The organism is Leisingera sp. M658, from assembly GCF_025144145.1.
Classification (GTDB): Bacteria; Pseudomonadota; Alphaproteobacteria; order Rhodobacterales; family Rhodobacteraceae; genus Leisingera.
Genome location: NZ_CP083546.1, coordinates 862950 through 888007, shown reverse-complemented (window position 1 = coordinate 888007; position 25058 = coordinate 862950). Strand labels below are relative to the sequence as shown.

Annotated in this window: 32 protein-coding genes; 10 read left to right on the top strand and 22 right to left on the bottom strand. The window is 57.7% G+C overall.

Annotated elements, in window-relative coordinates; genetic code table 11:
- Positions 1 to 31 precede the first annotated feature (31 nt).
- Together K3724_RS04570 and K3724_RS04565 are read left to right on the top strand one after the other, a co-directional pair.
- Positions 32 to 211 (top strand): hypothetical protein, encoded by a 180-nt coding sequence (locus tag K3724_RS04570; protein ID WP_259990505.1) that lies wholly within the window; start codon positions 32 to 34, stop codon positions 209 to 211.
- Positions 212 to 298: 87 nt separating this feature from the next.
- The gene (locus K3724_RS04565) at positions 299 to 607 is read left to right on the top strand and encodes a hypothetical protein (protein ID WP_259990503.1); all 309 of its coding nucleotides are present in this window, start codon (positions 299 to 301) and stop codon (positions 605 to 607) included.
- Positions 608 to 716: 109 nt separating this feature from the next.
- On the opposite strand, the gene K3724_RS04560 is transcribed toward K3724_RS04565, so the two are convergent.
- The 7 genes from K3724_RS04560 to K3724_RS04530 are packed head-to-tail and all read right to left on the bottom strand — an operon-like array spanning position 717 to position 5604.
- Positions 717 to 1082: a cytochrome c family protein gene (locus K3724_RS04560; RefSeq protein ID WP_259990501.1), complete on the bottom strand. Its 366-nt coding sequence runs from the start codon at positions 1080 to 1082 to the stop codon at positions 717 to 719.
- A gap of 31 nt (positions 1083 to 1113) precedes the next feature.
- Positions 1114 to 1632, bottom strand: a complete 519-nt coding sequence (locus K3724_RS04555; RefSeq protein ID WP_259990499.1) for a hypothetical protein — start codon at positions 1630 to 1632, stop codon at positions 1114 to 1116.
- Positions 1632 to 2459 (bottom strand): formate/nitrite transporter family protein, encoded by an 828-nt coding sequence (locus tag K3724_RS04550; protein ID WP_259990497.1) that lies wholly within the window; start codon positions 2457 to 2459, stop codon positions 1632 to 1634. Before K3724_RS04550 ends, K3724_RS04555 begins: the two co-directional genes overlap by 1 nt.
- Positions 2460 to 2465: 6 nt before the next feature.
- Positions 2466 to 3026 carry a hypothetical protein gene (locus K3724_RS04545; protein ID WP_259990496.1) on the bottom strand — a complete coding sequence of 187 codons (561 nt, stop codon included), beginning with the start codon at positions 3024 to 3026 and terminating at the stop codon, positions 2466 to 2468.
- Positions 3023 to 3622 carry an SCO family protein gene (locus K3724_RS04540; RefSeq protein ID WP_259990494.1) on the bottom strand — a complete coding sequence of 200 codons (600 nt, stop codon included), beginning with the start codon at positions 3620 to 3622 and terminating at the stop codon, positions 3023 to 3025. The genes K3724_RS04545 and K3724_RS04540 overlap by 4 nt, the downstream gene beginning before the upstream one ends.
- Entirely contained in the window at positions 3622 to 5094 is a 1473-nt protein-coding gene (locus K3724_RS04535) for a cbb3-type cytochrome c oxidase subunit I (protein WP_259990492.1), read from the bottom strand. The genes K3724_RS04540 and K3724_RS04535 overlap by 1 nt, the downstream gene beginning before the upstream one ends.
- Positions 5095 to 5604 carry a cytochrome c oxidase subunit I gene (locus K3724_RS04530; protein WP_014875438.1) on the bottom strand — a complete coding sequence of 170 codons (510 nt, stop codon included), beginning with the start codon at positions 5602 to 5604 and terminating at the stop codon, positions 5095 to 5097.
- Positions 5605 to 5711: 107 nt separating this feature from the next.
- Here K3724_RS04530 and K3724_RS04525 point away from each other — a divergent pair, with 107 nt between their 5' ends.
- Positions 5712 to 6167: an Rrf2 family transcriptional regulator gene (locus tag K3724_RS04525; RefSeq protein ID WP_259990490.1), complete on the top strand. Its 456-nt coding sequence runs from the start codon at positions 5712 to 5714 to the stop codon at positions 6165 to 6167.
- Between the two features lie 44 nt (positions 6168 to 6211).
- On the opposite strand, the gene K3724_RS04520 is transcribed toward K3724_RS04525, so the two are convergent.
- From K3724_RS04520 to K3724_RS04480, 9 genes are all read right to left on the bottom strand, one after another.
- A complete protein-coding gene (locus K3724_RS04520; protein ID WP_259990488.1) occupies positions 6212 to 6376 on the bottom strand; it encodes a hypothetical protein in 165 nt (54 codons plus the stop codon).
- A complete protein-coding gene (ccoP, locus tag K3724_RS04515) occupies positions 6363 to 7235 on the bottom strand; it encodes a cytochrome-c oxidase, cbb3-type subunit III (RefSeq protein WP_259990486.1) in 873 nt (290 codons plus the stop codon). Before ccoP ends, K3724_RS04520 begins: the two co-directional genes overlap by 14 nt.
- Complete coding sequence (locus tag K3724_RS04510; RefSeq protein ID WP_014875441.1) at positions 7226 to 7393, bottom strand: cbb3-type cytochrome c oxidase subunit 3; 168 nt, start codon at positions 7391 to 7393, stop codon at positions 7226 to 7228. The genes ccoP and K3724_RS04510 overlap by 10 nt, the downstream gene beginning before the upstream one ends.
- On the bottom strand, positions 7390 to 8121 hold the full coding sequence (gene ccoO / locus K3724_RS04505; protein ID WP_102859016.1) for a cytochrome-c oxidase, cbb3-type subunit II: 732 nt from the start codon (positions 8119 to 8121) through the stop codon (positions 7390 to 7392). Before ccoO ends, K3724_RS04510 begins: the two co-directional genes overlap by 4 nt.
- Before the next feature lie 5 nt (positions 8122 to 8126).
- Positions 8127 to 9746 carry a cytochrome-c oxidase, cbb3-type subunit I gene (ccoN, locus tag K3724_RS04500; RefSeq protein ID WP_259990473.1) on the bottom strand — a complete coding sequence of 540 codons (1620 nt, stop codon included), beginning with the start codon at positions 9744 to 9746 and terminating at the stop codon, positions 8127 to 8129.
- A complete protein-coding gene (locus K3724_RS04495) occupies positions 9736 to 10026 on the bottom strand; it encodes a DUF1971 domain-containing protein (RefSeq protein WP_072503353.1) in 291 nt (96 codons plus the stop codon). The genes ccoN and K3724_RS04495 overlap by 11 nt, the downstream gene beginning before the upstream one ends.
- Positions 10027 to 10764 (bottom strand): DUF2189 domain-containing protein, encoded by a 738-nt coding sequence (locus K3724_RS04490; RefSeq protein ID WP_072503354.1) that lies wholly within the window; start codon positions 10762 to 10764, stop codon positions 10027 to 10029. It lies immediately after the preceding gene.
- A 93-nt stretch (positions 10765 to 10857) separates the two neighbouring features.
- Positions 10858 to 11247: a group III truncated hemoglobin gene (locus K3724_RS04485; RefSeq protein ID WP_259990465.1), complete on the bottom strand. Its 390-nt coding sequence runs from the start codon at positions 11245 to 11247 to the stop codon at positions 10858 to 10860.
- 142 nt (positions 11248 to 11389) lie between these two features.
- Positions 11390 to 12355: a catalase gene (locus K3724_RS04480; RefSeq protein ID WP_259990463.1), complete on the bottom strand. Its 966-nt coding sequence runs from the start codon at positions 12353 to 12355 to the stop codon at positions 11390 to 11392.
- Between the two features lie 90 nt (positions 12356 to 12445).
- Here K3724_RS04480 and K3724_RS04475 point away from each other — a divergent pair, with 90 nt between their 5' ends.
- From K3724_RS04475 to K3724_RS04455, 5 genes are all read left to right on the top strand, one after another.
- Positions 12446 to 12901 (top strand): MarR family winged helix-turn-helix transcriptional regulator, encoded by a 456-nt coding sequence (locus K3724_RS04475; RefSeq protein ID WP_259990461.1) that lies wholly within the window; start codon positions 12446 to 12448, stop codon positions 12899 to 12901.
- 455 nt (positions 12902 to 13356) lie between these two features.
- The gene (locus K3724_RS04470) at positions 13357 to 13665 is read left to right on the top strand and encodes a transposase (RefSeq protein WP_259992558.1); all 309 of its coding nucleotides are present in this window, start codon (positions 13357 to 13359) and stop codon (positions 13663 to 13665) included.
- On the top strand, positions 13662 to 14009 hold the full coding sequence (tnpB, locus tag K3724_RS04465; protein ID WP_259987156.1) for an IS66 family insertion sequence element accessory protein TnpB: 348 nt from the start codon (positions 13662 to 13664) through the stop codon (positions 14007 to 14009). The genes K3724_RS04470 and tnpB overlap by 4 nt, the downstream gene beginning before the upstream one ends.
- A 62-nt stretch (positions 14010 to 14071) precedes the next feature.
- Positions 14072 to 15709: an IS66 family transposase gene (gene tnpC, locus K3724_RS04460; protein ID WP_259992557.1), complete on the top strand. Its 1638-nt coding sequence runs from the start codon at positions 14072 to 14074 to the stop codon at positions 15707 to 15709.
- On the top strand, positions 15709 to 16005 hold the full coding sequence (locus tag K3724_RS04455; RefSeq protein ID WP_259987154.1) for a hypothetical protein: 297 nt from the start codon (positions 15709 to 15711) through the stop codon (positions 16003 to 16005). The genes tnpC and K3724_RS04455 overlap by 1 nt, the downstream gene beginning before the upstream one ends.
- A gap of 390 nt (positions 16006 to 16395) precedes the next feature.
- Here K3724_RS04455 and K3724_RS04450 read toward each other — a convergent pair whose 3' ends face one another.
- A complete protein-coding gene (locus tag K3724_RS04450; RefSeq protein ID WP_014875448.1) occupies positions 16396 to 17349 on the bottom strand; it encodes a catalase in 954 nt (317 codons plus the stop codon).
- Between the two features lie 122 nt (positions 17350 to 17471).
- Here K3724_RS04450 and K3724_RS04445 point away from each other — a divergent pair, with 122 nt between their 5' ends.
- Positions 17472 to 17921, top strand: a complete 450-nt coding sequence (locus K3724_RS04445) for a MarR family winged helix-turn-helix transcriptional regulator (RefSeq protein WP_201765406.1) — start codon at positions 17472 to 17474, stop codon at positions 17919 to 17921.
- Positions 17922 to 18128: 207 nt separating this feature from the next.
- Here the strand turns inward: K3724_RS04445 and K3724_RS04440 are convergent, their stop codons facing one another.
- The 4 genes from K3724_RS04440 to K3724_RS04425 form a co-directional block, all read right to left on the bottom strand.
- On the bottom strand, positions 18129 to 19424 hold the full coding sequence (locus K3724_RS04440) for a D-serine ammonia-lyase (protein ID WP_259990455.1): 1296 nt from the start codon (positions 19422 to 19424) through the stop codon (positions 18129 to 18131).
- A gap of 413 nt (positions 19425 to 19837) precedes the next feature.
- The gene (proC, locus tag K3724_RS04435; protein WP_259990454.1) at positions 19838 to 20644 is read right to left on the bottom strand and encodes a pyrroline-5-carboxylate reductase; all 807 of its coding nucleotides are present in this window, start codon (positions 20642 to 20644) and stop codon (positions 19838 to 19840) included.
- 82 nt (positions 20645 to 20726) lie between these two features.
- Positions 20727 to 21746 carry a low specificity L-threonine aldolase gene (locus tag K3724_RS04430; protein ID WP_014875452.1) on the bottom strand — a complete coding sequence of 340 codons (1020 nt, stop codon included), beginning with the start codon at positions 21744 to 21746 and terminating at the stop codon, positions 20727 to 20729.
- A 57-nt stretch (positions 21747 to 21803) separates the two neighbouring features.
- A complete protein-coding gene (locus K3724_RS04425; RefSeq protein ID WP_259990446.1) occupies positions 21804 to 22889 on the bottom strand; it encodes a low specificity L-threonine aldolase in 1086 nt (361 codons plus the stop codon).
- Positions 22890 to 23310: 421 nt separating this feature from the next.
- On the opposite strand from K3724_RS04425, the gene K3724_RS04420 reads away from it, so the two are divergent.
- Complete coding sequence (locus K3724_RS04420; protein WP_259992729.1) at positions 23311 to 23490, top strand: hypothetical protein; 180 nt, start codon at positions 23311 to 23313, stop codon at positions 23488 to 23490.
- A 224-nt stretch (positions 23491 to 23714) separates the two neighbouring features.
- On the opposite strand, the gene K3724_RS04415 is transcribed toward K3724_RS04420, so the two are convergent.
- Positions 23715 to 24740: a low specificity L-threonine aldolase gene (locus K3724_RS04415; RefSeq protein WP_259990444.1), complete on the bottom strand. Its 1026-nt coding sequence runs from the start codon at positions 24738 to 24740 to the stop codon at positions 23715 to 23717.
- Positions 24741 to 25058 lie beyond the last annotated feature (318 nt).

Genomic DNA, 25058 nt, shown 5'->3' with positions numbered 1-25058 from the left:
GAGCTGAAATCCTCAACCGGCCATGCAAGCCATGATCATCCGCCGCCACCCACTCGGTGGCAGCTACGAGTTCACTGAATGCAAGCCGAACGCTCTCGGCGCGCGCACTGGCAGCATCCGTGGCGCTGATCCGGCCTGCATGGCGTGTAAACAGGGCGACGCCAAGGCCTTTTCGAGATCGCTGATCCGTTTGCTAATGACAGACTTTTGAAAGGCCAGCCCGTGTAGCAGGTTCGGAGATGGAACCCGTGTCCACCATACTGAGGAAGGTTTCGATTTCATTTTTGTTCCAGCGCATATGTTCAGAATAAACATTTTTCCTAAATGCGGGAAAAGGTTCCGTCCGCTATTTTCGAATACTGCGTTGCTGCCGCGACCGCTTCAGGCATCGGCCACCGCGTCGTTGCGGACGCTGATTTCGCAGGTGCGGATTGTTCCGGACGCTGATACGCCGGGCGGACATCCACTTAAAATTGCTGAGGAATTGTCGGGGATCATGGCGTTGGATCAGCCTGAATCGAAGAAGCCCCCGCTGGTGGCGAGGGCTTGGTCGGAAACGGTGGTTGCCGGAGCAGGATTTGGACACTGTTTCATGCAGGCTCCTTAACCTTCAGTCTGTAACGCGGCCCAGAAGTGAAGCAGGGCCCTTCTTAACAAATGTTCCAGCCAACTACTCATCAGAACAGCAGAGTAGTCGGCCAGATTTTTTAAAAACGCTAATTCAATGTTTTTAGGTATGCCAACAGGTCGCTGATCTGCTGTTCCTTTTTCAATCCCGGGAAGGCCATCTTTGTGCCTGGAAGATGTTTCTTTGGTGCCGCTAGGAATCCCGTCAACTGTTCCTCGTCCCAATTGAATTCCGCCTCCTGCATTGCAGAGGAGTATTTGTACCCTTCGACCGCCCCCGCAGGCCTGCCCCAGATACCAAACATTGTCGGCCCGACTTTCTTCTTACCCTCCTCCACTGCATGGCAGGCGGCACATTTCTTGAACACTTTTTCACCTGCGGCCGCATCACCATCTGCCGCTGCGGCTTGGCCACTGCCAATTGCTAGGAAAACGGCCAGTAGAATGTTCCTCATCACTTCGTTCCTTTCGTGGTTTTGACATCCATCATTGAGTGTTTTGGGTGGGATAGTCTTTGGCGCGGCTCCTTGCTGAGAGCGGGCGCATGGTTTGGGAACCAGCCCAAACGAGGCAAGCGGCCTTCACGACCTCAGCTGCGATGTAAACCAAATGAAGCGAGCTTTCCTTCACCGGCTGACCTGCAATGATGGCCAGGGTGCGCTCGTCCAGAACTGGCAGGATCCACAATCTTTGCAGAGCAAAAGCTGCAAATGCGGCAACCAATTGCCAGCTGGCCATCCGCTTGGACGCAACGAGCAGGGCCAAAATGAGAAAGGCGAAAACTGCTTCAGCCACTCCCAGCCATTGAAATTGCATTCGGCCCACATCCAGGGCCACCGGCAAAGTAAGAGAGGGTGCCTGAAATTTGGCCGGTGCTGCAATCAGGTTTCCGGCAATCGCCGCTCCGGACCATATGAAGATGATCGCAGCCATAGGCTTAGCCACATCAACCGGTGTCTGCCCGGCAAAGGTTTCCAAACCGCTTCTGTCCGCGAAAAAACCCATCAGTGCGCCTCCTTCTCACTCTGAAGAACTGCGTCGCTTGCGGTCACGGTCCGCATCTGCGGTTTGGAAGCCGCACGCCAGTACCCGTAGCCCATAATCCCCGCACCCGCAAAAGCGTTGCCCAGAGTGACGAAAGTGAGGTTATGAGCCGCACCCGCCAGCGAGATGCTCTCCGGGTGATCGGACAGCAAGGCAACCGAGAAGACCGTCATATTGGCGACGCTGTGCTCGAAACCCGCAGCAATGAATGCATAGAGGCACCAGAAGATGACGATGCATTTGGTTACATCATCCTTGGACCGTGCCGCACACCACAAGGCGAGGCAGACCAGCCAGTTGCACAGAACCGCCTTGGCAAATAGCTGCGGTGCTGATCCGTGCATCTTTTTGGCGGCGACCTTGTACAGAAGCGCGTCTTCGCCGGCCCCCAGGATCAAGCCCCCGCCCCCTATCACAAACAACGCCGCCAGAAGTATCGCGCCAACCAGGTTGGCGGACCAACTTGCCGCCCAGCTGCAGGCAAGGTCTTTCAGGCTGCTGGTGCCGGTCAGCAATCCATGCGTCATATACATGGTGTGGCCGGTAAACAGCTCCGCGCCGGCAAAGACCACTAGCGTCAGTGCGATGCCAAAGCTTGCCCCCATGACAATCGGGCGGAAGGCCCCTTCGACGCCCTGCCCCACCGAAAAGATCAATAGGATTCCTGCGCCGACAAAGGCGCCGGCCTTGAGCGCCAGGATCAGGAAAGCCAGTGGATCGGTGCGCAGGTTCTGGCTTTTCTTCTGCGCCAGCTGCGCAAACCCAAGAACGGTGTCGGAATAAGTCATGTCAGTTCATGCTCCGCATTTGGTGCATCCGTCAGTGCTCAGCGGCAGCCAGCGCGGATGTCCGAACAAAACCGGGATGGCCCAAAGGCAGGCCAGAGCCGCGGCAAGATAAAGAAAGGCAAAGCCAAGCTCCTGCTGCGCGGACACCAGATAAGAATTGCAGATGCGGACAGGCGCATGAGTGTAAAGGAAACCCAAGACCCCCAGCATCGACAACGCATTGGCCTTAATAAACCCGCGTAGGATCGGACCCAACCAAGGCCAGGACAGCCGCAGAGGCAGTCCCAGCAACAATGGCAGCGATACGTATTTGACCAGCTCGCCCGCTGGCGTCAGCGCCCAGTCCACATTGATCGGCAGCATCCAGAACAGTAAGGCCGTCAGGGCTGTCAGAAGAAGCGGCACTGCCCAGTGGCGCGGCACACTCAACTGCCACCCGGCCACCGCTCCAGCCAGCACCAGCAAGGGCATCTGCACCAAAACATGCTGAATCGGACTGCTAACAGCTGCCTCCCGCAGGGCAACGGCTTCGGCCAATGCAAGCAGTCCCAGGCAAATCATCCTCATGGCTGAACCTCCTGCAGATGGGCAGCCACCGCCTCCACCGCATCAGTATCAAAGACAGCAGAGAACCGGCCGCTGCCGTCAATCACATGGATTGCCGCGTTGTGCTGGTAGCCGCCCCATTCATCAGGGATGACTGTCACATCAAACAATTCCAGAAGCCCGTCCAAGTCACTTTCTTCCGGCCGGGCGACGGTCCACACTACGCCATCTGCCTCATGGGCATCGCCGTAGATGGCCATCTGCTCCGGAGTGTCCCGCTGCGGGTCAAAGCTAACTGAGATCAGCCGTGCCTTCACATCCTGAGCCTGCAACCGGCCGCGGACCTCGGCAAAATCCGCCGCCGCGATCTGGCAGATGTCACCGCAGACCGTGTAGATGAACTCAACCAGCACCACCTCGCCCTCCTGCGGCAGCAGCGGCACGCGCTGGCCGGACATGTCCTCCAGTATCACACCCGGCACCGGGCGGGGCGACCGGGCGACGTCCAGCCGCCGGGCCGTTTCGCTTGTGAAGGCGCGCGCCCCGTCCGTGGCATGCCACAGGATCCCGCCGCCGATCAGGGCGGCGAGAAATGATAGGAATGCGCGCGCCAGCATCAGTTGCTGCTCCGGCCCAAGCGCGCCACAAACCGCAGCACAAAGATCAGGGTTCCCAGCACCACCAGCGCGCTGAAGGCTGTACCGATGCGGTCATGGGTCAGCCATTCCTCGTAATGCACCGCCCAGCGGCGCGGGATTGAGGCGGCACCGGAGAACAGGAAGACGATGACAAACCCGGCAGCGCCAGCGAGATAGGTGGCAAAGGCCGCGCGGTCCAAGCCGCCCATCTCGGCAATGGCCTTGCCGCGCACCAGCCAGGCCATGAAGCCGAAGGCCATCGCAACTTCACCCAGCAACAAGTAGGTGTGGAAATGGCCCGGCACCCACATGGTGTTGTGCATCACCTTGTTGACACTGATCATCCCGTCGATCGACGCCGGGATCGACCCTACGGACCAACCCGCCACCGACAAGACCAGAAGCGAAGAGGCCAGATCCCAGGTCATTTTGGAGCCGCGCACATAGAGAAAGGTGGAGAAGGCCGTGACTGCGATCAGAGGAATGCCGCTGAAGTAGGAGACCAACTGTCCTACCACCAGCATCCAGGGCGGCATTACCACATCCTGCAGCAGGTGGTGCCAGTAGACCGCCATCACGAAGATCAGCACCGCATTCCAGGCGATCGCGAACACCCGGTTCGATTTCCAAGGGCGACCGGTGTATTCCGGCAGGATCTCGTAGACTGCGGTCACCGCCATGTAGATCGAGGCGTTGATGAAGACATGGCCGAAGAAATAGATCAGATTCTTGGCCAAGAGCGCGTCGACCTCAAACCCCGGCACCAAGAGATGCACCAGGCTGGCCACCAGAACGGCCGCACCCAGGATGATGCCGATAGAGTTGAAGATGGTGACGGCTGCCGCAGCAACAATGGTCGGCGGCGGCGGGTTGTTGTCTTCGCGGCCCAGGATCAGGTTCCAGCCCAGCGCCCGCGCCAGGCTGCCATATCGCGCATGGATCTGGCGCCCCAGCTCAAGATAGTAGAGCAGGAAACCGACACCGATCGACACATAACCCAGCATGAAGGCCGCGGCAGCCCCAGCCTCCCAGGCGCCGCCGGACATGGCGGGCAGCGGGAACAGGAAGGTCCAGGCACCGCCAAATCCGCCGATGAAGATCGCGCCCAGGATCAGCACAACACCCAGCAGGAACAGGCCGAGAAAGGCCCAGAAGATACCGGCGGTCAGTACGACGTAACGACCGCAAAAATACCACATGATGGCGGCCCCTGAGAGCGCAGCGGTACCAACCATGCCCGCGCCATGGGCTGTCAGGATTTGATAGAAAAGCGTCGAATCCAGTTCTATCCACTGACCCTGAGCAGCACGCATGATCAGTCCGAAGACCATCATCAGCGCGAAAACCGCACCTGACAGGATCATGGTCAGCTTGACAGCGCCGGCCTGAGGATTGGGCTGAGGCCCGGCAGCAGCCCGATCAGCCACTGCAGATTCAGATACAGTGTTCATTTATTCCTCCACCGCTACAACTTCGAATTCATTGACCATGTCGTGGTGGGCCACCCCGCAGAACTCCATGCACAGGAGCTGGTAGCTGCCCGGTTCGGTGAACGTATAGGTGACCTTGGTTGTGTAACCGGGAATCGCTTGGACCTGGGTCAGCAGCGTCAACTCACTGTCATAGATACCCATGCCGTGGGTGACGTCCTCGGTCGTGACGTTGAAGTTGACCGGCTTCCCAACCGGAATTTCGGTTGTGTCGATATCCCACCACCACTGACCGCCACTGACACTCACTTCCAGCGCATCGCCGGTACTGGCCAACGCGTGCGGCCAGCTGCGCAGAGAGCCTACGGACACGATTACACCGAGAATCACCATCGCCCAAATCAGGCCGGTGCGTTTGCTGTTGGCATTTGGCCCGGGGGCTTCGCCCTGCGAAGCCCTGGCTGCCATGTAGAAGACCGCTGACAGCACTGCCATCAGGATCAGCGAGATCAAAAGAACAACTGGCTGCATGTGCCGCCCCCTTTAATAAGTATTTATAATGCTTATTATTGAAGAGCGCCGATACATGTCAATGAAATACGTATTTTCAATACGTGTTTTTTGTGAGAAAAGTGCTTATGCAGATTTCAAAGTTTTCAGACTACGCGCTTCGCATCCTGATCCACCTCTCCACCCATGAGGAGGGGCTAATGTCTACGCGTGAAATTGCGGAGATGCAGAAGCTGCCCTTCAACCACCTGGCCAAGATTTCCCAATGGCTGACTCACGAGGGCTACGTGGAATCAGTGCGCGGGCGCAACGGGGGCATGCGGATGGCACTGCCGCCGGAGGCTATATCAATCGGCGGGCTGCTGCGTAAGTCCGAGCGCGGCACACCGCTGGTTGAGTGCATGAAGGAAGATGGCGGCTGCTGCGTGATGACCCCGGCCTGCGGCCTATTGCCGATCCTGACCGAGGCACAGGAAGTGTTCTTTGCCGCACTAGACAGCAAGACCCTGCAGGATGTTCTGGAAGGGAACCGCGGAATGAAGAACCTGATCCGGGCATTGGAAGCTGGACGAGGGGCTGCTTGAAGCCATTCATACGCAAAACAATTGCGTATTACCCTGCAAACTACCTACTTGGCAGCCCCCGAAATCGCGCCCTCCAGAGACTGATTTTCCCACGCGTCGAACGCCACCGACAGGTGCCAGGCCTTGAAGCCGATGTAACCGGCCAGCAGGGCCAGTATCAGCAGATACATGGTCCTGCGGAACCGGGGGTCCTGCTCAGCCTGGGACATCTTCACCGTTCCACAGCAGATACAGCGTCAGCATCCGGATCTGGGCGTCGCTCAAGCGGCCTTCCCAGGCGGGCATGACACCTTGCCTGCCGTAGTAGACACTCTGATAGATTTTTTCCCTGTTGCCGCCGTAAATCCAATGGCCATCTCCCAGATCCGGCGCACCGTTTTCATAGCCTCCGCGGCCGTCTTCGCCGTGGCAGGCGGCACAGTTTTCTTCAAAGACTGCCCTGCCCGCCTCAGCCGCCTCTGCATCATGCTCTTGACCGGAAAGCGACAGCACAAATTCCGTCACCTCCTTGACCTGCGGCTTTTCGATCATCCCATCCGCCCCAAAGGCCAGCATCTGGGCGATGCGGGTCTCATCATGTGCCGCATTGATGCCATAGCGGATCGAGTTTTCGATTTCCTCCGGCGATCCCGACCACAGCCAATGGCCGTCAGCCAGATTCGGAAAGCCAGGCTGCCCCTTCAGATTTTCCGTATGGCAGGCGGCGCAATTGTCTGCATAAAGCTTGGAAATGGCCGCGCCATAGCGCTCCTCCAGCGACGGATCGGCGGCCATCGCTTCAATATCCTCCGATGTGAAAGGCGAGAAAGCTTGTTCGCGGTCCGCCTCTGCTTCCTTCAGTGAGGCCATGACTTCAGCCCTTGAGGAATACCCGAGCGCCCCTTTGGCGTAGTCCCTCACAGCGGGAAAAGACGGGTAGAACACCCAAAATACGGCGGCCACTGCAATACTGCCCCACAGCGACCATCGGGCGGCCCAAGGGACCGGCGTGTCCAGTTCCTTGATCCCGTCCCACTCGTGACCGGTCAAGTCCGTACCCGAGACCGGATCCTTTTCTCTTAGCGCCATGGTTGGTCCTCCCGCCCATCCAGCGGAGACTGCGCCGCATCGTCATACATGCGGCGCCGCGATGGCCAGTAGACCCAGACCACGGCCGCCAAGAATACACTCAGCAGATAGATAGCGCCCCAGGTTTTGGAGAAGACCAGAACTGCATCATGGGTCATCGGTTAACCTCCTCGGGGTTCAAAGAATCGAAATCAACGAGCGTTCCCAGCATCTGCAGGTAGGCCACCAGCGCATCCATTTCTGTCAGACTTCCGGGCTGGCCGTCGAAATCGCGCACCTGCACATTTGCGCCGTAACTCTCCTGCAGTTCGCCTTCGTAATTCTGCTCGAAATCTGCCTGCCAGACCGCGTCCTTTTCAGCATTTTCAATCTGCGCTTCTGTGTAGGGTACCCCTGCCCGGCTCAGCGCCTTCAGTGCGGCGGGCAAGTGACCGGTCTGCAGCCTGTTTTCGGACAGAAAGGCATAGCCGGGCATCACAGATCCGGGGACCAGTTCACGCGGCGCCTCCAGATGCGCCACATGCCAGTCGTCCGAGTATTTGCCGCCGATCCGGGCCAGATCAGGCCCGGTGCGCTTCGAGCCCCATTGGAACGGGTGGTCATACATGCTCTCGGCGGCCAGGCTGTAATGCCCGTAACGTTCCACGTCCGAGCGCAGGGTACGGATCATCTGGCTGTGGCAGGCATAGCATCCCTCGCGCACATAGATGTCGCGCCCGGCCAGCTCCAATGGCGTATAGGGCCGCATGCCTTCGACTTCCTCCACCGTGTTTTCGATTGTAAACAGCGGTGCAATTTCGACAATGCCGCCGATCGAGGCCACCAGCAGGATCATCATGGCAAATCCCAGCGAGTGGCGTTCAAGTTTCTGATGTGCTGTGCTCATGGGCGTTACTCCGCAGGCTGAGCCAAAGGCCCGGTTTGCCGGGATTGTGCTTTCCGCGGACCGCTCACCGTCATGTAGATGTTGTAGGCACCGATGCAGGCCCCGATCAGATAGAGTAGACCGCCGACTGCACGCGCCACATAGTAGGGGTGCATCTCGATCACACTGTCGAGGAAGGAATAGAGGAAAGCGCCATCCGCATCATAGGTCTGCCACATCAGCGATTGTGTGATACCGCTGTTCCACATCGCACCGACGTAGATCAGCGTGCCTGAGAGGGCGAGCCAGAAGTGCCAGGCCTCCAGTTTCAGCGAATAGACGCCCTCGCGTTTCCAGACCCAAGGCACCATTTTGTACATGGCGCCAAAGGTTATGAAGGCCACCCAGCCCAAGGCACCCGCATGCACATGGCCCACGGTCCAATCGGTGTAATGGCTCAGCGAGTTCACCGGGCGGATCGCCATGAAGGAGCCCTCGAATGTCGACAGCCCGTAGAACAGCACTGCCACCATCATGAAGCGGACCGCCGGGTCGGTGCGCACCTTGTCCCAGGCGCCGTTGATCGTCAGGATACCATTGAAGACCGAGGCCCAGCTGGGCACCAGCAGGATGATCGACATGCTCATGCCCAGGTACTGCACCCAATCCGGCAGCGCCGTGTAATGCAGGTGGTGCGACCCGGCCCAGAGGTAGAGAAAGGTGATCCCCCAGAAGCCGACTATTGACATCCGATAGGAATAGACCGGCCGGTTCACCGCCTTGGGCAGGAAATAATAGAGCATGCCCAGGAAGCCTGCGGTCAGCAGGAACCCGACCGCATTATGGCCGTACCACCACTGCGTCATCGCATCCTGGGTGCCGGCAAACAGCGAATAGCTCTTGGGGTAGGCAATCGAGACCGGAACCGAGAGGTTGTTCACCGTGTGCAGCATCGCAATCACCACGATGAAAGCGAGATAGTACCAGTTGGCCACATAAATATGCGGCTCAGCCCGCCGTGCCAGGGTCCTGAGGTACAGGGTCAGATAGCCAACCCAGACCACCAGCAGCAATAGGTCTGCATACCATTCCGGCTCAGCGTATTCCTTGGACTGAGTGATGCCCAGCGGGTAGCCTGATGCAGCCAGCACCAGGAACAGGTTATACCCCCAAAACACTAGCCATGGCAGCGTCTCGCTGGCCAGCCGTGCCCGCGAGGTCCGCTGCACCACATAAAAGGAGGTGGCGATCAGCGCGTTGCCCCCAAAGCCGAAGATAACGCCGGAGGTATGCACCGGCCGCAGCCGTCCGAAGTTGGACCAGGACATATCGCCGTTAAGCGACGGGATGGCCAGTTGCCACGCAAGAATGTCACCAACGGCAAAACCGATTATTCCCCAGATCAAAGCAGCAATGACACCGAAGCGGATGACTTTGTCGTTATACTCTAAAGGCACCTCTCCCGGCCCGTCACTGATCCGGTTCAGCATCCACATGATGCCCCAGCCTGCAGCTAGCGCGATCAGCCAGCCGTGCAGCACATAGCCCAGCGGAACGCCCCAGCCCAGAATGGCAAGCCCGCCCAAGAGCACGGCAAATAAAGCGCCGAAAATGACGCCATCCTCTATGCTTAGATTACGTTGCATCGGATACCTCCTGCCGATGGAACCGGACTTCGAATTCCACTGCGCCAAGCGCCTCGACCGAATGTATTTCCTGCGGGGCAAAGATGGCGGTTCCGCCCGCTTCGACAATCACCTCTGCCTTGTCTTCCCGCCTGAACAGCAACCGGCCGCTTTGCACCGCCAACTGACCCCAGACGCCCGCCTTGGTGCTGTGATCCTTACGCAATTTCTCCGGAAGGGTGTCCTGCGTAAACCGCGAGGTGGCGTAATGCACCGCGCCTTTGGGAAGAGCCTCAGCCATTCATGCATCTCCATGGAACAGATCCGCGTAGGCATGCCAGGTGGCATAGCCAAGCAGCGGAAAGACAATTGCAAGCCCCAGCAACCCGGTCAAAATGCCCAGGGCGGTCAGGAAGGTGATGGCAGCGCCCCACCAGACGCAGAGCCGGAAATTATGGGTGGCCGCATTGAAGCTCAGCCCCATGGCCGAGAAGCCGTCGATCTCGCGATCCACCAGCATCGGCACTGAAAACGCCGAGACCGCAAAGCCAAGCGCTGCAAACAGCCCGCCCGTCAGCGAACCCGCGATCATCAGCACCCACCCCGCCTGCGTGCTGAGCAGCAATTGCAGGGTTTCGATGAAACCGGCAAAGGGACGCAGACCGTACACGATGGCAAACAGCACCGTGGCCGCGCGGATCCAGGTCAGGGCAAAGACCATCAGGATGGCCCCCACCAGCGCGATCTGCCCTTTTGAGGCTACCTCGCGCCGCCCGCGGGCCACTGCGTAGAGCCCAACCGTGGCAACCGGCCCGATCAGCACCCCGCCCGCCAGCAGCGGCAGCAACATCCAGCCGGTCCCGCTCGCTGAAAGAAGCCAGATCAATGCCCAGCCCCCTAGAACCAGTGCCATCCCGTACCCAAGGGAAAACCCGGGGTTCGCGCGCAGATCCCGCCAACCGGCAACCAGCCAGCGCTTCACCACCTGCCCCGGATCCTCCTGGATCACCCTTGCTTTGGAATAGACGCCTGCAGTCATTTTTCGTCTCTCCTTTTGGCCGTCCGGGACGGAATGATGGCTTCGATCCTAACACACGAGGCAGCGACCCTCCGGCAACTGCCCGTAAATTACTCATACCAGAACAGGCGGAGCCCCTTCAGGCTTGCGGAAGTTTTCGATTCCATAGGACAACCCGTTGCCGATGCGGTCGGCCAGATTTGCAAATGCCGCGGCCGTTTCCGGTTTCAACTCGCGGTTTGCCGTGTCCCGGAACAGCTCCAGCCACCGAGGAAAGTGCTCCGGCAGTATTTCCGAGTTGGACAGATGGACCTGCATGGGATTTCCTTCATACCCCGGTTCGCGCAGGATCGCCCCCCTCCAGAACGCTAAGATTTTCGCCTCGTGCGCTGGCCAATCTCCAATGGCCGCATTGAACACCGGGCCAAGCACATCATCCACGCGGATACGTGCATAAAAACAACATACCAGCCTTCTGATCTCTTCCGGGGTAACATCAAACATATGCGGCCGCGCCCGCTGTTCTTGCGCCATGAGAATCTCCAAGTTTGACTATGGCATCCCTACTTTATTAAATAGGTATTCTCAAGTCGTATTTTAATGCTCCTCCGGCAACGGCGACTCGGGCGCAGCCAATTTTGCAGTTTCAACTGGACCGGCGCGCAACAGAGACCGCATATGCAGGACTGCGCAGGGCGAATACATTATCGTGAGGCTCTGCCACCCCCTCTGGCAAATGAGAGGGGTCAAACACTTTGGCAACGCTCTCGGCCCGGTCATCCGGCAACTCGATTTGCACCGTTCCAAGGATCAGTTCGCCATGCACCCCATCCCATGGGACGGTTGGATCCGAGATATCATCCGCATCATTCGCCACAACCAGCTTCAGCGTCCATCGGGCAGGCCTGTTACTCAACTCCCGCAGCAGCCTGTCATAAAGGAAATCATCCGGCAGATCCTTCTTTTCCTCATCTGTCAGGCCGTGGCGGCCGCCTTCAGGCTCCAGAAAGATACGGGCCGCAAGCACGCCTTCGCCGGTACCGAAGTGGTAAGCATGGCCTGAATGATACTGTTCTGCAGAATAACACCGGCAAGGCGCCACGGACTTCAGATAGCTCTGATGGGGAACCGTATTCGGGTTCGCCTCGTTAAATGCCTTAACCTTTTCAGGATCCGGCCCACCGGTTGCAGGATCGGCCACCCTTGCTGCCAGAAAGGCCTTAAACTGTTCCGCGGAATTGGCAAAGAAAACCGGATTGGAAATCAGGGCCATGACCCAAGCCCCGGCGCCCTTTCCAATTTCAAGCCCGATACCGCGGACTGTAGGGCTTTTGTCACTGATTCCGGGCTTTCCTCCGCCAACCGAAAAGCGTGCAGTTATTGGCTGTTCTTCAGCGAGCAACGGGATATCGGTCCCGGGACCTACGGCCGCTGGAATGAAGCGACCTCTGGCAGAAAACCCTTTCGCATGTGAAGCGCGGGCGCCGCTGTGGCGGCCAAATGTTCCGTTTAAGGCATCAATCAGCTCTATGGCCTGTGACATCGTCTTCCACTCCTCCTTTCGGCAACCGCAAGAACCACGGTCAGAATTTGCGCAATTTAGATCGCGCACGACACTTTGTGGCCTGACACTAATCTTGACTCCCAGCAGTCGTCAAGCAAAAGTATCGCACACGATATATTTGAGGATCTCGGAACCAGGATGAACAATCTGCCTGAAAAAGCCGATGAGATGTTCTGCTACGCAGTGTACAATGCTTCGCATGCCATCAACCAAGTCTATGGGCCGATGCTCCGCCCTCTTGGCTTAACATATCCACAATACATCACCTTGATGCTGCTATGGGAGCGGGACCAACAAGGTGTCAGCGAACTTGCAGCTCAATTGTCACTGAAGACGAGCACCCTGACACCTCTGTTAAAAAGACTTGAGAACATGGGGTTTGTGTGGCGGATGCGAGGCACGGACGATGAGCGGCAAGTTTTTGTTCACTTGACAGACGATGGCATTGCACTTCATGCGGCTTCCCGCGAGATCACTTCCTGCCTAATCGAAGCCACCGGTCTTGAGCTTGATGCGCTGAAGCAGATCACGGACGGCCTTTCCCGCCTTACCGATAACCTGAAGAGCGCTCCGAAAGACCGCACTGCCACTTAGGCGCTGGAACAGGTTCCGCACGAGTATATTTCATTCTTAAATAAATTGAATGTAAGACCTCCCCGCCCCAGCAGCATCTGTTTCGGACGGTGGCGGCTTCAATGACAGCCAAAGAGCGCGAGATGCAGCGCAGCCATTGTTTCCTTCAATATGCTTACAAGGTTGGCGATGCCCGGGTGACCCGCCCCATTTTCGGATGGGAAAACCCAGCTTCTATCAGTGAAAAATAGCTTAGAAACCGAGTTGCTACGCGCCGCGATGAAAGCGGTCTGGAACATCATGTGCTGTAACCGCCCGATTTGAACCGCCTGCTCGTGTGTCCCGGAGATTGCTAAGAGACGTCCATAAAGACGTCTTTAATGACGTCTCCTACAGGGATGGAGACAGCTGTGCGGGGCGAAATTCTGGGCTTGAAACGTCGGCGCCGATGGAGTGACGACGAGAAGTTGGCGATTGTGCTTTCGGTTGGGGTGAACGGCGCGACCGTGTCGCAGGTCTCACAGCGCCACGAGATCAGACGGCAGCAGATTTATGCCTGGCGATACGAGCTGAGGAGGAAGGGGCTTCTGGGGCCTGACGACACCGCGCTGTTTTTGCCGGTTGATATTCCGGCGCTGCCGCCCGGTCCGCTGGAACCTTGCACCTCTGAAGCGAACTCGGCGCTGATCGAGGTGGTTTTACGCAATAGCCGCAGCTTGCGGGTCGATGCCCATTTGGACCCGGCGGTGCTGACCCGTTTGATCCAAGCGGTGGAGGCGGCATGATCGGCCCAGGCACCGGCGTTCGCGTTTACCTGGCTTGCGGTCACACTGATATGCGCATGGGTATCGCGGGCCTGTCCGCCATCGCGCAGGATGTCTTGCGGCAGAGGCCGTCAAACGGTGCCGTGTTCGCATTCCGGGGGCGCCGCGGCGACAGGGTGAAACTTTTGTATTGGGATGGCCAGGGCTTTTGCCTTTATTACAAAGTCCTCGAGAAAGGGCGTTTCCCATGGCCCGCGGCGACGGATGGCAGCGTGCGCCTGACCGCCGATCAGTTGGCCATGCTCTGGGAGGGGATCGACTGGCGCAGGCCGGATTGGGGCGCGCCACCAGCCCGGACAGGCTGATTTATCCCTCTGGAATCTCTTGTTTTTATGGTGTCTGGACTGGAGGTATGGTATCCACGGCCATGTCCGCAGAAGCCATGCCTCTCCCCAACGACCCCGCCGTTCTGAAGGCAATGATCGCCGCGTTGCAGGCGGAAAACCAGAAGATATCTGCCAGTTTGCGGGCCCATGATCTGCTGGTTCAGGCGTTGCGTGTCCGGATCGTCAGATTGCAGAAGCAGAAATTCGGCTCCAGTTCGGAAAAGATCGAACGCGAGATCGAACAACTGGAACTGGCGCTGGAAGACTTGCGGGTTGCACTCGCCGAGGCGGATGAACTGCTGTCGGATGGCGGTGAGGAGCCGGAGACGGACAGCCAGACCCCGGAACCAGCCGCGCCGCGGGACCCGAAGCGCCGCCGTCCGAAGGTGTCGAAGGACACGCCGCGCGAGCGCCGCGAGCTTGATCCCGGAGACAGTTGCCCGGATTGCGGAGGCGATCTGCGGGTGATCGGGGAGGATGTCAGCGAGTTGGTCGACATGATCGCAGCCAAGCTGAAGGTCATCGAGATCGCGCGCATCAAAAAATCCTGTCGGCGCTGCGAAAAGATCGTTCAGAACCCCGCGCCCAGCCGTCCCATTCCCCGCAGCATGGCGGGCCCGAACCTTCTGGCTTATGTGCTGACCTCGAAATTCGACGACCACGTGCCGTTGTATCGCCAGAATGAGATCTTCGCCCGCATGGGCGCGGACATCCCGGACACGACCCTGGTCGACTGGTGCGGCGGTGCGATGAGGACGCTGGCGCCGCTGATCGAGAAGATCGAGAAAATCGAGGCCGAGATCATGGCCAGCGATCTTCTGCACGCAGATGACACGCCCATCCGGGTTCTCGACCGAGGTCGGCGCGACAAGGGGCTTGGAAAGGGCGTCAAAAAAGGCCGGATCTGGGCCTATGTCCGCGATCAGCGCCCATGGGCGGGCACGGCTCCGCCCGGAGCGGTCTATCACTTTGCCCCGGACTGGAAGGAAGAGCATGTGCTTGCCCATCTTGGCGAGACCAGCGGCATTCTCCAGGCGGATGGCTACAAGGGCTATGCCAAGCTCTATGCCGCGGACCTGGACGGCAAGAGCCAGTTCCGGGAGACCGCGTGTTGGGCGCATCTTCGGCGCGACTTCCACGATGTCTGGACAGCAACGAAATCCGAAATCGCGCGTGAGGCACTCGACCGTATCGGAGCGCTGTACGACATCGAACGGGAAATCAGCGGCAAGCCTGCCGAGTTGCGGCTGGCCGTGCGCCAAAAGGAAAGCAAGCCCAAGGCCGATGCGTTCCGGGACTGGGCCGAAAAGCAGCTCACGCGCATTCCCGGCAAGAGTGATCTGGCCAAGGCGTTCCGCTACGGGCTGAGCCGCTGGCCCTCGTTCACGCTGTTCCTGGAGGACGGGCGCGCGGCTATCGACAACAATCCCGCCGAGCGCGCGCTGCGGCCCATTGGCGCCGGCAGGCGAAACTGGCTATTCGCGGGTTCGGATACCGGCGGTAACACGCTCGCCCGCGCGATGACCGTCATCGAGACGGCAAAGATGAACGGCCTCGATCCTCAGGCCTACCTTGCAGATGTCTTGGACCGCATCCTCGATCACATGGTCGACCGGCTGGCCGAATTGCTTCCTTGGAATTGGAAGCCGGCAGATCAAACACGCAACGAGGCTGCGTAATGGCAGCCACGACCTACGTCTGCTCCATCGCCCATGCCGCCGACCTGCTGAGAGAAGATCCCGGACTTCTCGAGGTTATTGTTAGCAACGACGACAACCTCTCCTACGGCAACATAGTTAGCGTCCACATCGGACGCGACGACTACATTACGGCACTGACCGACGAGGGCATCCACGAATTGCGCGACATGCTGGCGTCAGCACGTGTGTCCGTTGAGACATGGCACAGCTTCCTCGATGACTTCGTCGGGGAACCGGACATTATCGCTCGGGTCAAGAACCAGCCGCTGCGGTAGAAATCGGGCGCTTACCATGTGCTCCAACAACCATCACCCTTCGCTGATGGCTCGCATTTCCGCTCAGCATGCCGCCGCCATGCGCCATTGGGGTAAGCCCTGCAAGGTGCAACCCAAGGCAGCCCCACAAACACCACTCTTGCTTGTGTTCAACCGATGTGACCACGAAGAAGTACGGTGCTGGCTCGCTAAGACACCGGGTAATTCCCAAGGCATAGCCGCTAGGCACCGCCCCGTCACTTGCCCTTGCCAAGGCCCGTGACGGGGTCAGATTTGTGATGCCGAAAATTGAAAGCTTAGGAACGGTCTCCCGGTAGGAGTTTCCGTTTCGGATACATGATCGCCAATGCGTCCAGGCCCTTACCAACTCAATTTCCGCGAACGGAGAACTCAGTCCTTTTCGGAGAGACGCTGCCCAACACCATGAGCATAGATCATGGAGCGCACCAGCAGCATTGGGTCTTCCGACGGCGCAAAGCCTTCGCTCAGAACCATGGGGTCGAAGTTGAGGTCATCACACTGGCCATCGCTTTCTGACATCGCCGCTTTGGCCGTAAACCGGGCTGCGACAATCTCGGTGTGCTCCCCTGTCCATTGCACCGAGGGGTCTGCGATAACATCTCCTGGATTGGCCAGAGTCACCACCATCTCCCAGGACACTCCACCGTTGGCTATGTTCGATTGCATGTTTTCCAAGAAGAAGTCGGGATGCGTATCCGTCACGATCCCTTCTTCACCGGAAGGGCGAAATGAAAAACGGATACCCGTCTGCGCGCCTGCCGCATCGACAAGATAGAAGGAATTCACACCGTTGAAAGTTGTGCCCTCGTAGGGCCTCAGGGTTTTGTCCAAGGCGCCATGATATGCTTTGTAGGCTTTAAGTGCAGGGTGGTCAGCAGCGAAAGCCTTGGTCGCCTCTGGCCCTGCGGCCTTGGCCCGCAGCAGTTCAATGAACGCTTCACTGGTCGCAACAGGAAAGAAATGTTCAGTGTTCATCGCGATCACGTGCAGATCATCATCGGCTGTCGTTATCTCCATCGCCATGCCCAGCAACCCATATTTGTCGTCAGCCGGATTAGGTTTGCCGCCCTTATGGGATACGCGCGCGATTACCGACGATGTGCCGGTGAAGAGCGAGCTGTTGGAATAAGCCTTGATCGCGCTGTCAACAGGCACAAGCTCACCCTCGATGCAGAAACCTTTGGTGTGGTTGCGGCGCTTTCCCTCTGTCACGCCAAAGAGTTGCTCAAAGGCAGCAAATCCGCCCTCAGTATCAAACTCACCTTCGGCGAAGGCGGGCAGTGAAGTCAGCGAAAGACAGAGGGCAAATAATCCGGTGCGCATAGCTAGGTACTCCTGTGAGCTGTTTTCATTTGCCAACTAATACTTTGCTAGCTAACTATTTGCAAGCGGAAAGAATGATGGTATCTAACGGGTGCTCAGTCCCACAACGAAAGCACAGAGTTTTGCAAGAACCGCTGAAGACCGATGAAAAGCCAGATGTCAGGTTGGACAACCAGCTTTGCTTCGCAATCTATGCAGCATCGCATACCGTTGAGCAGCATTATCAAACACTTCTGAAAGCTCAGGGGCTCACTTATACTCAATACTTGGTACTCATGGCTTTGGCTGAGGAGGACAGGGTGTCCATCTCAACCCTGGCCAGCAAACTGGAAGTCTCCAAGGCCACGATGACACCTCTGCTTCGCAGATTGGAAGCGAAAGGCCTGCTGTCACGCGAGGTACAGGTGGGCAACGAGCGTCAAAAGGTCGTCTCCCTGACGGACACAGGGCGTAGCATTTGGACAAAAAGCTGCAGCGTTTCCTCCGATGTATTTGCCCGGATCGGGCTGACACAGGCGGAGGCGGATGAGATCATTCGCATCTGCGCAAAAATTTCCAACGCCCGGAAGTAATTCTAAGCTTCAGTGACCTCCCATACCCAGCTGACCAAGCCTCGCCTAGCTGCATCGGTTCGACCTGGTCCCAGAGTATCGGACCGTTGGATAATAAGTGGCGTTTAGCGGACACCGGGCTTTCAACTTGACGGCTGGAAATTCCAGGGGAGGAGTTCGTCAAGTCGGCTGGCAGAATGACCTGCAGCGATGGCTTCAGGGCTACCCTCAGTCCCGCAAAGCGCGGCCTTGCTGCAGGAAGCTCTGGTATTCCTCATCGGGCACCAGGCTGCCTCCCGTGGCCCACATGACATGGGTGGCTTGATCCGTTTTTGCCACAAGCCCGTGCTGCGCCAGATAACCCTGGCCTTCGGCAGTTGAGAGCAGCATCTGCGGCCCGCCCAGACAGGCTGCCGCTGAAGGCTCCAACTGCAGTCCTGCATGATCTTGCGCCAACGCCAGCCAACGGAACAGATCGTCATCCGCGACAGTATACACCCCGCTCAGCAAGGGTTGCATGACCTGTACCACAAACTGGCTCACCTCAGCCACCGCCATGCCATCGGCCTCGGTCTTGTTCGTCAGGCCCACGTCATAGACATTGACCACCCGCTTCAGGCCGGACGCCAATTGCACCAGCGCGCAAGGCGATTGGGCAGGCTCAACGAAAAAGCAGTGAGCATGATCGCCAAACACCTGTTTCAGCCCATATGCCACCCCGCCCGGAGCACCACCTATGCCGCACGGCAAATACAGGAACAGCGGGTTCTCAGCGTCCACGGGGATGTTTCGTTCTACCAGTTGGCCGCTCAGCTCGGCCGCTGCCGCTGAATAGCCGAAGAACAGCAGTTCCGAGCGCTCATCGTCGACAAAGTAAATTGACGGGTCCGCCTCTGCCTGCTGCCGGGCAGACGCCACGGCAGTACCGTAATCGGCCTGATGCTGCACCACCTCAACCCCATGGCGGCGCAGGCGCTCGACTTTCCAGGGCTTGGCGTCCGCCGACATATGAACAACCGCGCGAAAACCCAGCGCCCGCGCGGCAATACCGACACTAAGGCCGAGATTGCCGGTTGAACCGACCGCCACAGTGCAGCTGCCAAAACGATCCCGCACTTTGCCGCCCGCCAGCGCCGCAGGCGGGGCATCCGGCGCAATCAGCCCCAACTGCCGCGCCAGCGAAAGCCCATGCAGGAACACCTCGTAAACGCCGCCGCGCGCCTTGACCGAGCCCGCCACCGGCAATGCGTGGTCACCCTTTACAAAGAACCGCCCTGCGCCCTGCCCCATTGCCATGGCCAATTCCGCCACTTCGATGAGATCCGAGGCAATCATCCCGCCGCTGTCCTCCAGCTCCGCAAAACACTGCTGCAACAGCGGTGCCAGCGCACGCCAGTTGGCTTCGGCTTCCGTCACTTGGTCCGGCCGCACCGGCACTTGCGCTGCAGTAGTGGGGCCGAGTTCCGGATTGATCCACATCAGCGGCTCCACCGCCTGCAGTCGCTGCAGAAGGGTTTCATCCATGTTCCTGTCCTCATAGATTGCGTGTAACATGCTTGGCTTAACGGCGGCCGGAATCCAGAAAAACGTCCCGAGGGCTAAGAATTTACGGCACATAAAGCACCACATTGACACATTGGCGCCATCAGGGGCTGGTCACATCATCAAAGCCGCTTCAACCTGACGGAAATGACCCGAAAATCAATGCACTCCCCACCATGAGATGGGAATGATCCCGCAGCATGGGGAAGGCTCTACAATGTAGGGCGGATCGGCGCTTACGTTGGTTATGGAAGCCCCGCATCTGATTTGGCGCGCGGCCACGACTTGCAATGGCCACCACCATGAGAGCTTTCGGAACGCAGCTTCGGACCAATAACAACTGCTATTGTTCTCTCACCCCCTGATTGAGCCTACTGCTCTATCTTGAAGCAGGATCAAGCCGGATTTCCAAGTTCTCTTGATCGCAAAATTGCAGCCGAGGTTGCGTCATCAACTACTGCCTGGAGATTGTTATTGTGCGCGAACGCCTCTAGCGCAGCAGCGGTTGTGCCACCTTTGGACGTAACGCTTTTGCGAAGTGTTTCCGGATCGCGATCGGACTTCAGCAATTCACTGGCCCCGATAAGCGTATCAATTGCCAGGTCCATCGCCAACCGGGAATCAAGCCCAGCATTTGTTCCCGAAGCGGCCAGTGCTTCGACAAAAGCGAAGAAATAGGCCGGGCCGCTTCCTGAAACAGCGGTTGTGAAATGGATCTGATCCTCATTGTCGACCCAACGCACGGTCCCGGACCCGCCAAACAAGCGTTCGAAACCCTGCTTCTTCGTCTCGTCCTTGGTAAAGGCGACATTCGCCGAATATCCCTTGGATGCCGCCATATTGGGCATGCAGCGCACAACTGAAAGATTTCCTCCAACAGCCGTTGAAATCGTCTCGCTGCCGATCCCGGCCATGATCGAAACAATCGTCCCGTTCGCTGCGGTCACCCTTTCGATGTCCTGGCTTACCGAGAGGAACACTTGCGGCTTGGTCGCAAGCACAACCATATCAAAGCGCAGCGCTGGATCCAGGCTCTCAAAGTCAGAATAGAAATGAGCACCTGCCAGTGCCTGTTTCGTGCTGTCTTGAACAAACGGATCAACGATGGATATGTCTCCCGCCTTGCCACCAGCCGACAGATATCCTTTGATGATCGCGCTCCCCATGTTTCCTGCGCCTATGAACAGTGTGGTCGGGTTCATTTTTTTCTCCTAAATTGACCTGCTCGACAGATCTGCTTGCCCTTGCCTCAGGGGAGGTACCTTCGACCGTGAAAGGCGCGCTTTACAGCTGCTTTTTCAGGGCCACCAACAAGTCTTCGCCAGCCTGCATATCAACATCCAGATGAGTGACGATCCTAATTCTGCGGGGACCGAATGCCCCAATCAGAACGCCGTCGGCCTTCATACCCGCGACGATATCGGCGGCCAGTGGCGCGCTGTCATCAAGATCAAAAATGATGATATTGGTCTCGACAGGTTGCATATGCGCGACCTGTGGCAGCGCGCGGATCTGATCGGCCAGATACTTGGCCAGACGGTGATCCTCAGAAAGCCGGTCAACGTGGTGATCCAGCCCATAAAGACACATCGCCGCAAGAATGCCTGATTGCCGCATGGCCCCGCCCATCTGCTGCTTGGCGCGCCATGCCTCTTGGATGAACTCAGCCGAACCTGCAAGAACGCCCCCCATCGGAGTGCCTAGAGCCTTGGAAAAATCGATCCACACCGTATCGAACCCAGCGGCATAGTCTGCAGGAGAAATTCCGGTGGCGGCGCTTGCGTTCAGGAGCCGTGCGCCGTCCATATGCGTGGCCAATCCGGCGCTATGCGCGATCTCAGCGACCGCATTGAGTTTTTCCAGCGGCCAGATCGTGCCGCCGCCCATATTGGCGGTCTGTTCAACACACAGCAACGCCGACTTCGGCGCATAGCGGGATGCAGGCCTGATTGCCGCCCGCAGCTGAGCAGGTTCAAAGATACCGTTTTCTCCAGCAATGGTGCGGATCATCACGCCGCTGATCGCCGCCGGGCCGCCAGTTTCGAAGTTAATCAAATGGCAGCTTTCCTCGCAGATCACCTCGTCGCCCGGGTTGGTCTGCACATTGACCGCAATCTCATTGCACAAGGTACCAGTCGGCAGCAAAATAGCGGCTTCTTTACCCAAGAGCGCGGCAACACGTTCGCAAAGGGCACGGGTTGTCGGATCTTCGTCTTTTTGTTCGTCGCCTACGGGAGCGTCAAGGATGGCCTCTCGCATGGCTCGTGTCGGAATCGTCTTGGTGTCTGAGAAAAAGTCGCGCATGTCATGTATCTTTCATGATCGGTTGCAGAGGCGGACACACCGCTGCCAATGTGAAAACTATTCTTCCAGGAGGGCGCGCAGGCGTTTGATCAACAGATCTCCGCCCTCAGGCCCTACGCCGATATGAGTAACGATCCGAACCGTCCGTTCGCCAAAGACACCAAGGCGGACGCCCTGGTCCCGCAACTTGGACACGACCGTTGCCGCATCCGGTCCGCTTTCATCCAGATTGAAGATCACGATGTTGGTCTCAACCGGCAAAACCTCTGAGATATGCGGCAAGGTCGCGATCTGCGCACCAATGGTTTTGGCCAGTGCATTGTCACGGGCTAGTTGTTCAAGATTGTTATCCAGCGCATAAAGCCCGGTCGCGGCGATGTAACCGGATTGGCGCAACCCGCCGCCCCATTGCTGCGCATAGCGCCAGGCGTGGTTGATAAAGTCGTCCGTCCCGGCCAGAACCGCACCGGAAAAACCGCCCAATCCCTTGGTGAGGTCGATCCAGACAGAGTCATAGCCAGTCGCATATTGCTTGGCGGAGACCCCGGTTTCCACACAGGCGTTCAACAACCGCGCACCATCCATATGTGTCGCCAATCCCAGCGATTTCGAGGTTTCCGCAATCTCTCCGAGCTCTTCCAAGCTCCAGATTCCGCCACCGCCGAGATTTGTTGTTTGTTCGACTGCTACCAACGAGGTTTCCGGCGCATAACGCGAAATCGGCCGATAGGCGGCACGCACTTGCTCAGCAGTGAAACGCCCAAATTCGCCATCGATCGAATGCATCATCACGCCGCTGAGAGCCGCAGGGCCACCCGCTTCAAAATTGATGATATGAGAGGATCTTTCAGCAATCAGCTCAGAGCCTGAAGCGCAATGAATTCTAATGGAAATCTCATTGCACATTGTCCCCGTAGGCAGCAAAATCGCCGCCTCTTTGCCCAGCATTTCAGCCACGCGCTGACACAGTTCCGTTGTTGTCGGGTCCTCACCCTTCTGAACGTCACCAACACGAGCATTGAGCAATGCGTCCAGCATCCCTTTGGTCGGGATCGACTTCATGTCACTGTAAAAGTCGGCAACGACATCATCTGCACTTGCCGGCAATGGTGCCCATTGGCGACCCGTAGTTTCTCCTGCCATCCATTTAGCTCCTATCCAATATTGGCTGTAGAAGAACGGCTTCGGAAAACGTCGTGGCGGCAGTCACATTCCGCATTTGCGCACGAACTGGAGGCGGTCACTTCTGACGGCATCCACTACGGCGACACACAATGTTGGTGTTTTCTTTTATTGTTCAATTACAGCATGTTGAGTAGAGTTTACATGGACAGAGCAATTCATACCAATGCCGTGTAATTGATCTACCATGCAGTTTTGATATAGATCAACCGGGTCGCTGAGCGAAGCGAACAGCCAGGCACAATATACCCGCCCTATGGCGGCATTGGTCAGTTCAGTTACGAGCTACTCCCTGAAATCTGGACACTGACGTAAGCTACGATTTGCTGTTTGCTGATCTTCGACGAAGAGGAGATCAGAGACGTCGAAACAGAAGAACCATTTGCCTGAATTCAAGGCCAAGGTTGCGCTTAAGGCTTTGAAGGGCAAGCGAACGGTCGCGGAGCTGGCAAGCCAGTTTGGCGTGCAAAGGCAGGCGTTGGAAAATGGGTGGAATTCTGCAATCGGAAGCACCCACATTCCGCCCTTGGCGGCAGACCGCCAGACGTGGTCAATTGGCTGAGAAAGACGCAACCCAGCTCGGTCAGCAGGGGCAGAGAGTAGCTTAATTACGCGGAAACTGTCCAACGATCGGGGAGTAGCTCACTGGAGAGTCTTGCCGTAGTGTTGGGGGGGGGAAGATATGCAAAGAGACAGGTTCCGAAGGATCGGCTCTGATCTACGCAAGTATGCTTCTGCCCTAGGTCGCGACCGTCCGGTATGAATAGGGCGGTGGCGACTGGCAGCTTATCCGTTCAGGACTTTATCCAATTCTGAACACAGGATTTCGCCGTCCTTCAGGGTTCGGCCCATGAATGTGACAACACGGATCCGGTATTTGCCGAAGGCACCAACCAGAACATTGTTCTCTTTCAGTTTTGCAACGATTTCAGGCGCAGCAGGCCCTGCGGGATCGAAGTCGATGATCACGATGTTCGTTTCAACAGCCGCAACAGAGGCTACACCTTTAATGTTCCCCACTCGTTCCCCGATGTATTGGGCCAGTTGGTGATCTTCGTTAATTCTATCGACATGGTGATCCAAGGCATAGTTCGCCATGGCTGCCAGCATACCGGTGCGGCGGATCCCCCCACCGATCATCTGGCGAATGCGCCACGCTTCCTGAATGAACTCTTTAGAGCCGGCCAATACGGCACCAACTGGGCAATTGAGCGCCTTGCAGAAATCCATATAGACGCTGTCATAGCCCTTGGTCATTTCCGAAGCTGGATGGCCGGAGGCAACGACCGCGTTAATCAGTCGGGCGCCATCCATGTGTGTTGGAATGTTGGCCTGTTTGGCTGTGTTGGCTACTTTGCGCAGCTGTTCAAGCGGCCAGATTGCGCCACCTGCCATATTCGCGGTTTGTTCCACTGTAACCAGGCCGGTCTGGGGTAAATAGGGGTTGCCACTGCGGATAGCCTCGGACAGCTGATCGGCGGTGAACATACCCCGGTCCCCTTCAATCGAGTGGATCATGGCACCGCTTATAGCGGCAGGGCCACCGCATTCAAAGTTGATGATGTGGCAGGATTTTTCGCAGATGACTTCCTGACCGGGCCTGGTGTGTGCCCGCACGGCCACCTCATTGCACATCGTGCCCGAAGACATGAACAGAGCTGCCTCCTTGCCCAAAAAATCAGCGGCACGTTCAAGAAGGGCGTTGGTGCTGGGGTCTTCGCCGATTAGGGAGTTCCCAACCGGCGCATAAGTTCCTGCTTCCCGCATTTCCTTCGTCGGCTCTGCGTAAGCTTCAGTATAGAAATTCGTCATGTCTAACCCTGTATGGGTTGTGCGTTCGTAAGGCGTCCTCCACTGTTCAGAGTTACTGGTTGACCACCGCTCTGAGTTTTTGGAGTTGATGAACATCTAATACATGAAAACTGCCCCTTCCAATGTAGTTGAAGCAGGCTTCCATGCGCTGGTGATATAGCCTCGGCTTGCTGGTTGATCCCGCCACAGGTCTTTACATCGGTTAAGCAGAGCTCGATGGGAACGCTGGCAGACCCTGAGCGTCGCAGCATGCGGAGATCGTGCTGCCCATTTCGATGCAAGTGGCAATGAAGGTATAGAGAGCAGCAGATGCAGAAC

Excerpts from the sequence above, each read along its gene's own strand:
- K3724_RS04430 (WP_014875452.1), bottom strand. The coding sequence starts at position 21,746 with ATGCGCGACTTTTTCTCAGACACCAAGACGATTCCGACACGAGCCATG.
- ccoN (WP_259990473.1), bottom strand. The coding sequence starts at position 9,746 with ATGCAACGTAATCTAAGCATAGAGGATGGCGTCATTTTCGGCGCTTTA.
- K3724_RS04455 (WP_259987154.1), top strand. The coding sequence starts at position 15,709 with ATGGCAGCCACGACCTACGTCTGCTCCATCGCCCATGCCGCCGACCTG.
- K3724_RS04530 (WP_014875438.1), bottom strand. The coding sequence starts at position 5,604 with ATGCAGCCAGTTGTTCTTTTGATCTCGCTGATCCTGATGGCAGTGCTG.
- tnpC (WP_259992557.1), top strand. The coding sequence starts at position 14,072 with ATGTCCGCAGAAGCCATGCCTCTCCCCAACGACCCCGCCGTTCTGAAG.
- K3724_RS04490 (WP_072503354.1), bottom strand. The coding sequence starts at position 10,764 with ATGACTGCAGGCGTCTATTCCAAAGCAAGGGTGATCCAGGAGGATCCG.
- K3724_RS04520 (WP_259990488.1), bottom strand. The coding sequence starts at position 6,376 with ATGTCCCAGGCTGAGCAGGACCCCCGGTTCCGCAGGACCATGTATCTG.
- K3724_RS04425 (WP_259990446.1), bottom strand. The coding sequence starts at position 22,889 with ATGGCAGGAGAAACTACGGGTCGCCAATGGGCACCATTGCCGGCAAGT.
- tnpB (WP_259987156.1), top strand. The coding sequence starts at position 13,662 with ATGATCGGCCCAGGCACCGGCGTTCGCGTTTACCTGGCTTGCGGTCAC.
- K3724_RS04550 (WP_259990497.1), bottom strand. The coding sequence starts at position 2,459 with ATGACTTATTCCGACACCGTTCTTGGGTTTGCGCAGCTGGCGCAGAAG.
- K3724_RS04450 (WP_014875448.1), bottom strand. The coding sequence starts at position 17,349 with ATGCGCACCGGATTATTTGCCCTCTGTCTTTCGCTGACTTCACTGCCC.
- K3724_RS04525 (WP_259990490.1), top strand. The coding sequence starts at position 5,712 with ATGCAGATTTCAAAGTTTTCAGACTACGCGCTTCGCATCCTGATCCAC.
- K3724_RS04555 (WP_259990499.1), bottom strand. The coding sequence starts at position 1,632 with ATGGGTTTTTTCGCGGACAGAAGCGGTTTGGAAACCTTTGCCGGGCAG.
- ccoO (WP_102859016.1), bottom strand. The coding sequence starts at position 8,121 with ATGAGCACAGCACATCAGAAACTTGAACGCCACTCGCTGGGATTTGCC.
- K3724_RS04475 (WP_259990461.1), top strand. The coding sequence starts at position 12,446 with ATGAACAATCTGCCTGAAAAAGCCGATGAGATGTTCTGCTACGCAGTG.
- K3724_RS04570 (WP_259990505.1), top strand. The coding sequence starts at position 32 with ATGATCATCCGCCGCCACCCACTCGGTGGCAGCTACGAGTTCACTGAA.
- K3724_RS04440 (WP_259990455.1), bottom strand. The coding sequence starts at position 19,424 with ATGGATGAAACCCTTCTGCAGCGACTGCAGGCGGTGGAGCCGCTGATG.
- K3724_RS04560 (WP_259990501.1), bottom strand. The coding sequence starts at position 1,082 with ATGAGGAACATTCTACTGGCCGTTTTCCTAGCAATTGGCAGTGGCCAA.
- K3724_RS04540 (WP_259990494.1), bottom strand. The coding sequence starts at position 3,622 with ATGCTGGCGCGCGCATTCCTATCATTTCTCGCCGCCCTGATCGGCGGC.
- K3724_RS04545 (WP_259990496.1), bottom strand. The coding sequence starts at position 3,026 with ATGAGGATGATTTGCCTGGGACTGCTTGCATTGGCCGAAGCCGTTGCC.
- K3724_RS04535 (WP_259990492.1), bottom strand. The coding sequence starts at position 5,094 with ATGAACACTGTATCTGAATCTGCAGTGGCTGATCGGGCTGCTGCCGGG.
- proC (WP_259990454.1), bottom strand. The coding sequence starts at position 20,644 with ATGAACCCGACCACACTGTTCATAGGCGCAGGAAACATGGGGAGCGCG.
- K3724_RS04510 (WP_014875441.1), bottom strand. The coding sequence starts at position 7,393 with ATGACCCATGATGCAGTTCTGGTCTTCTCCAAAACCTGGGGCGCTATC.
- ccoP (WP_259990486.1), bottom strand. The coding sequence starts at position 7,235 with ATGGCGCTAAGAGAAAAGGATCCGGTCTCGGGTACGGACTTGACCGGT.
- K3724_RS04565 (WP_259990503.1), top strand. The coding sequence starts at position 299 with ATGTTCAGAATAAACATTTTTCCTAAATGCGGGAAAAGGTTCCGTCCG.
- K3724_RS04415 (WP_259990444.1), bottom strand. The coding sequence starts at position 24,740 with ATGACGAATTTCTATACTGAAGCTTACGCAGAGCCGACGAAGGAAATG.
- K3724_RS04485 (WP_259990465.1), bottom strand. The coding sequence starts at position 11,247 with ATGTTTGATGTTACCCCGGAAGAGATCAGAAGGCTGGTATGTTGTTTT.
- K3724_RS04495 (WP_072503353.1), bottom strand. The coding sequence starts at position 10,026 with ATGGCTGAGGCTCTTCCCAAAGGCGCGGTGCATTACGCCACCTCGCGG.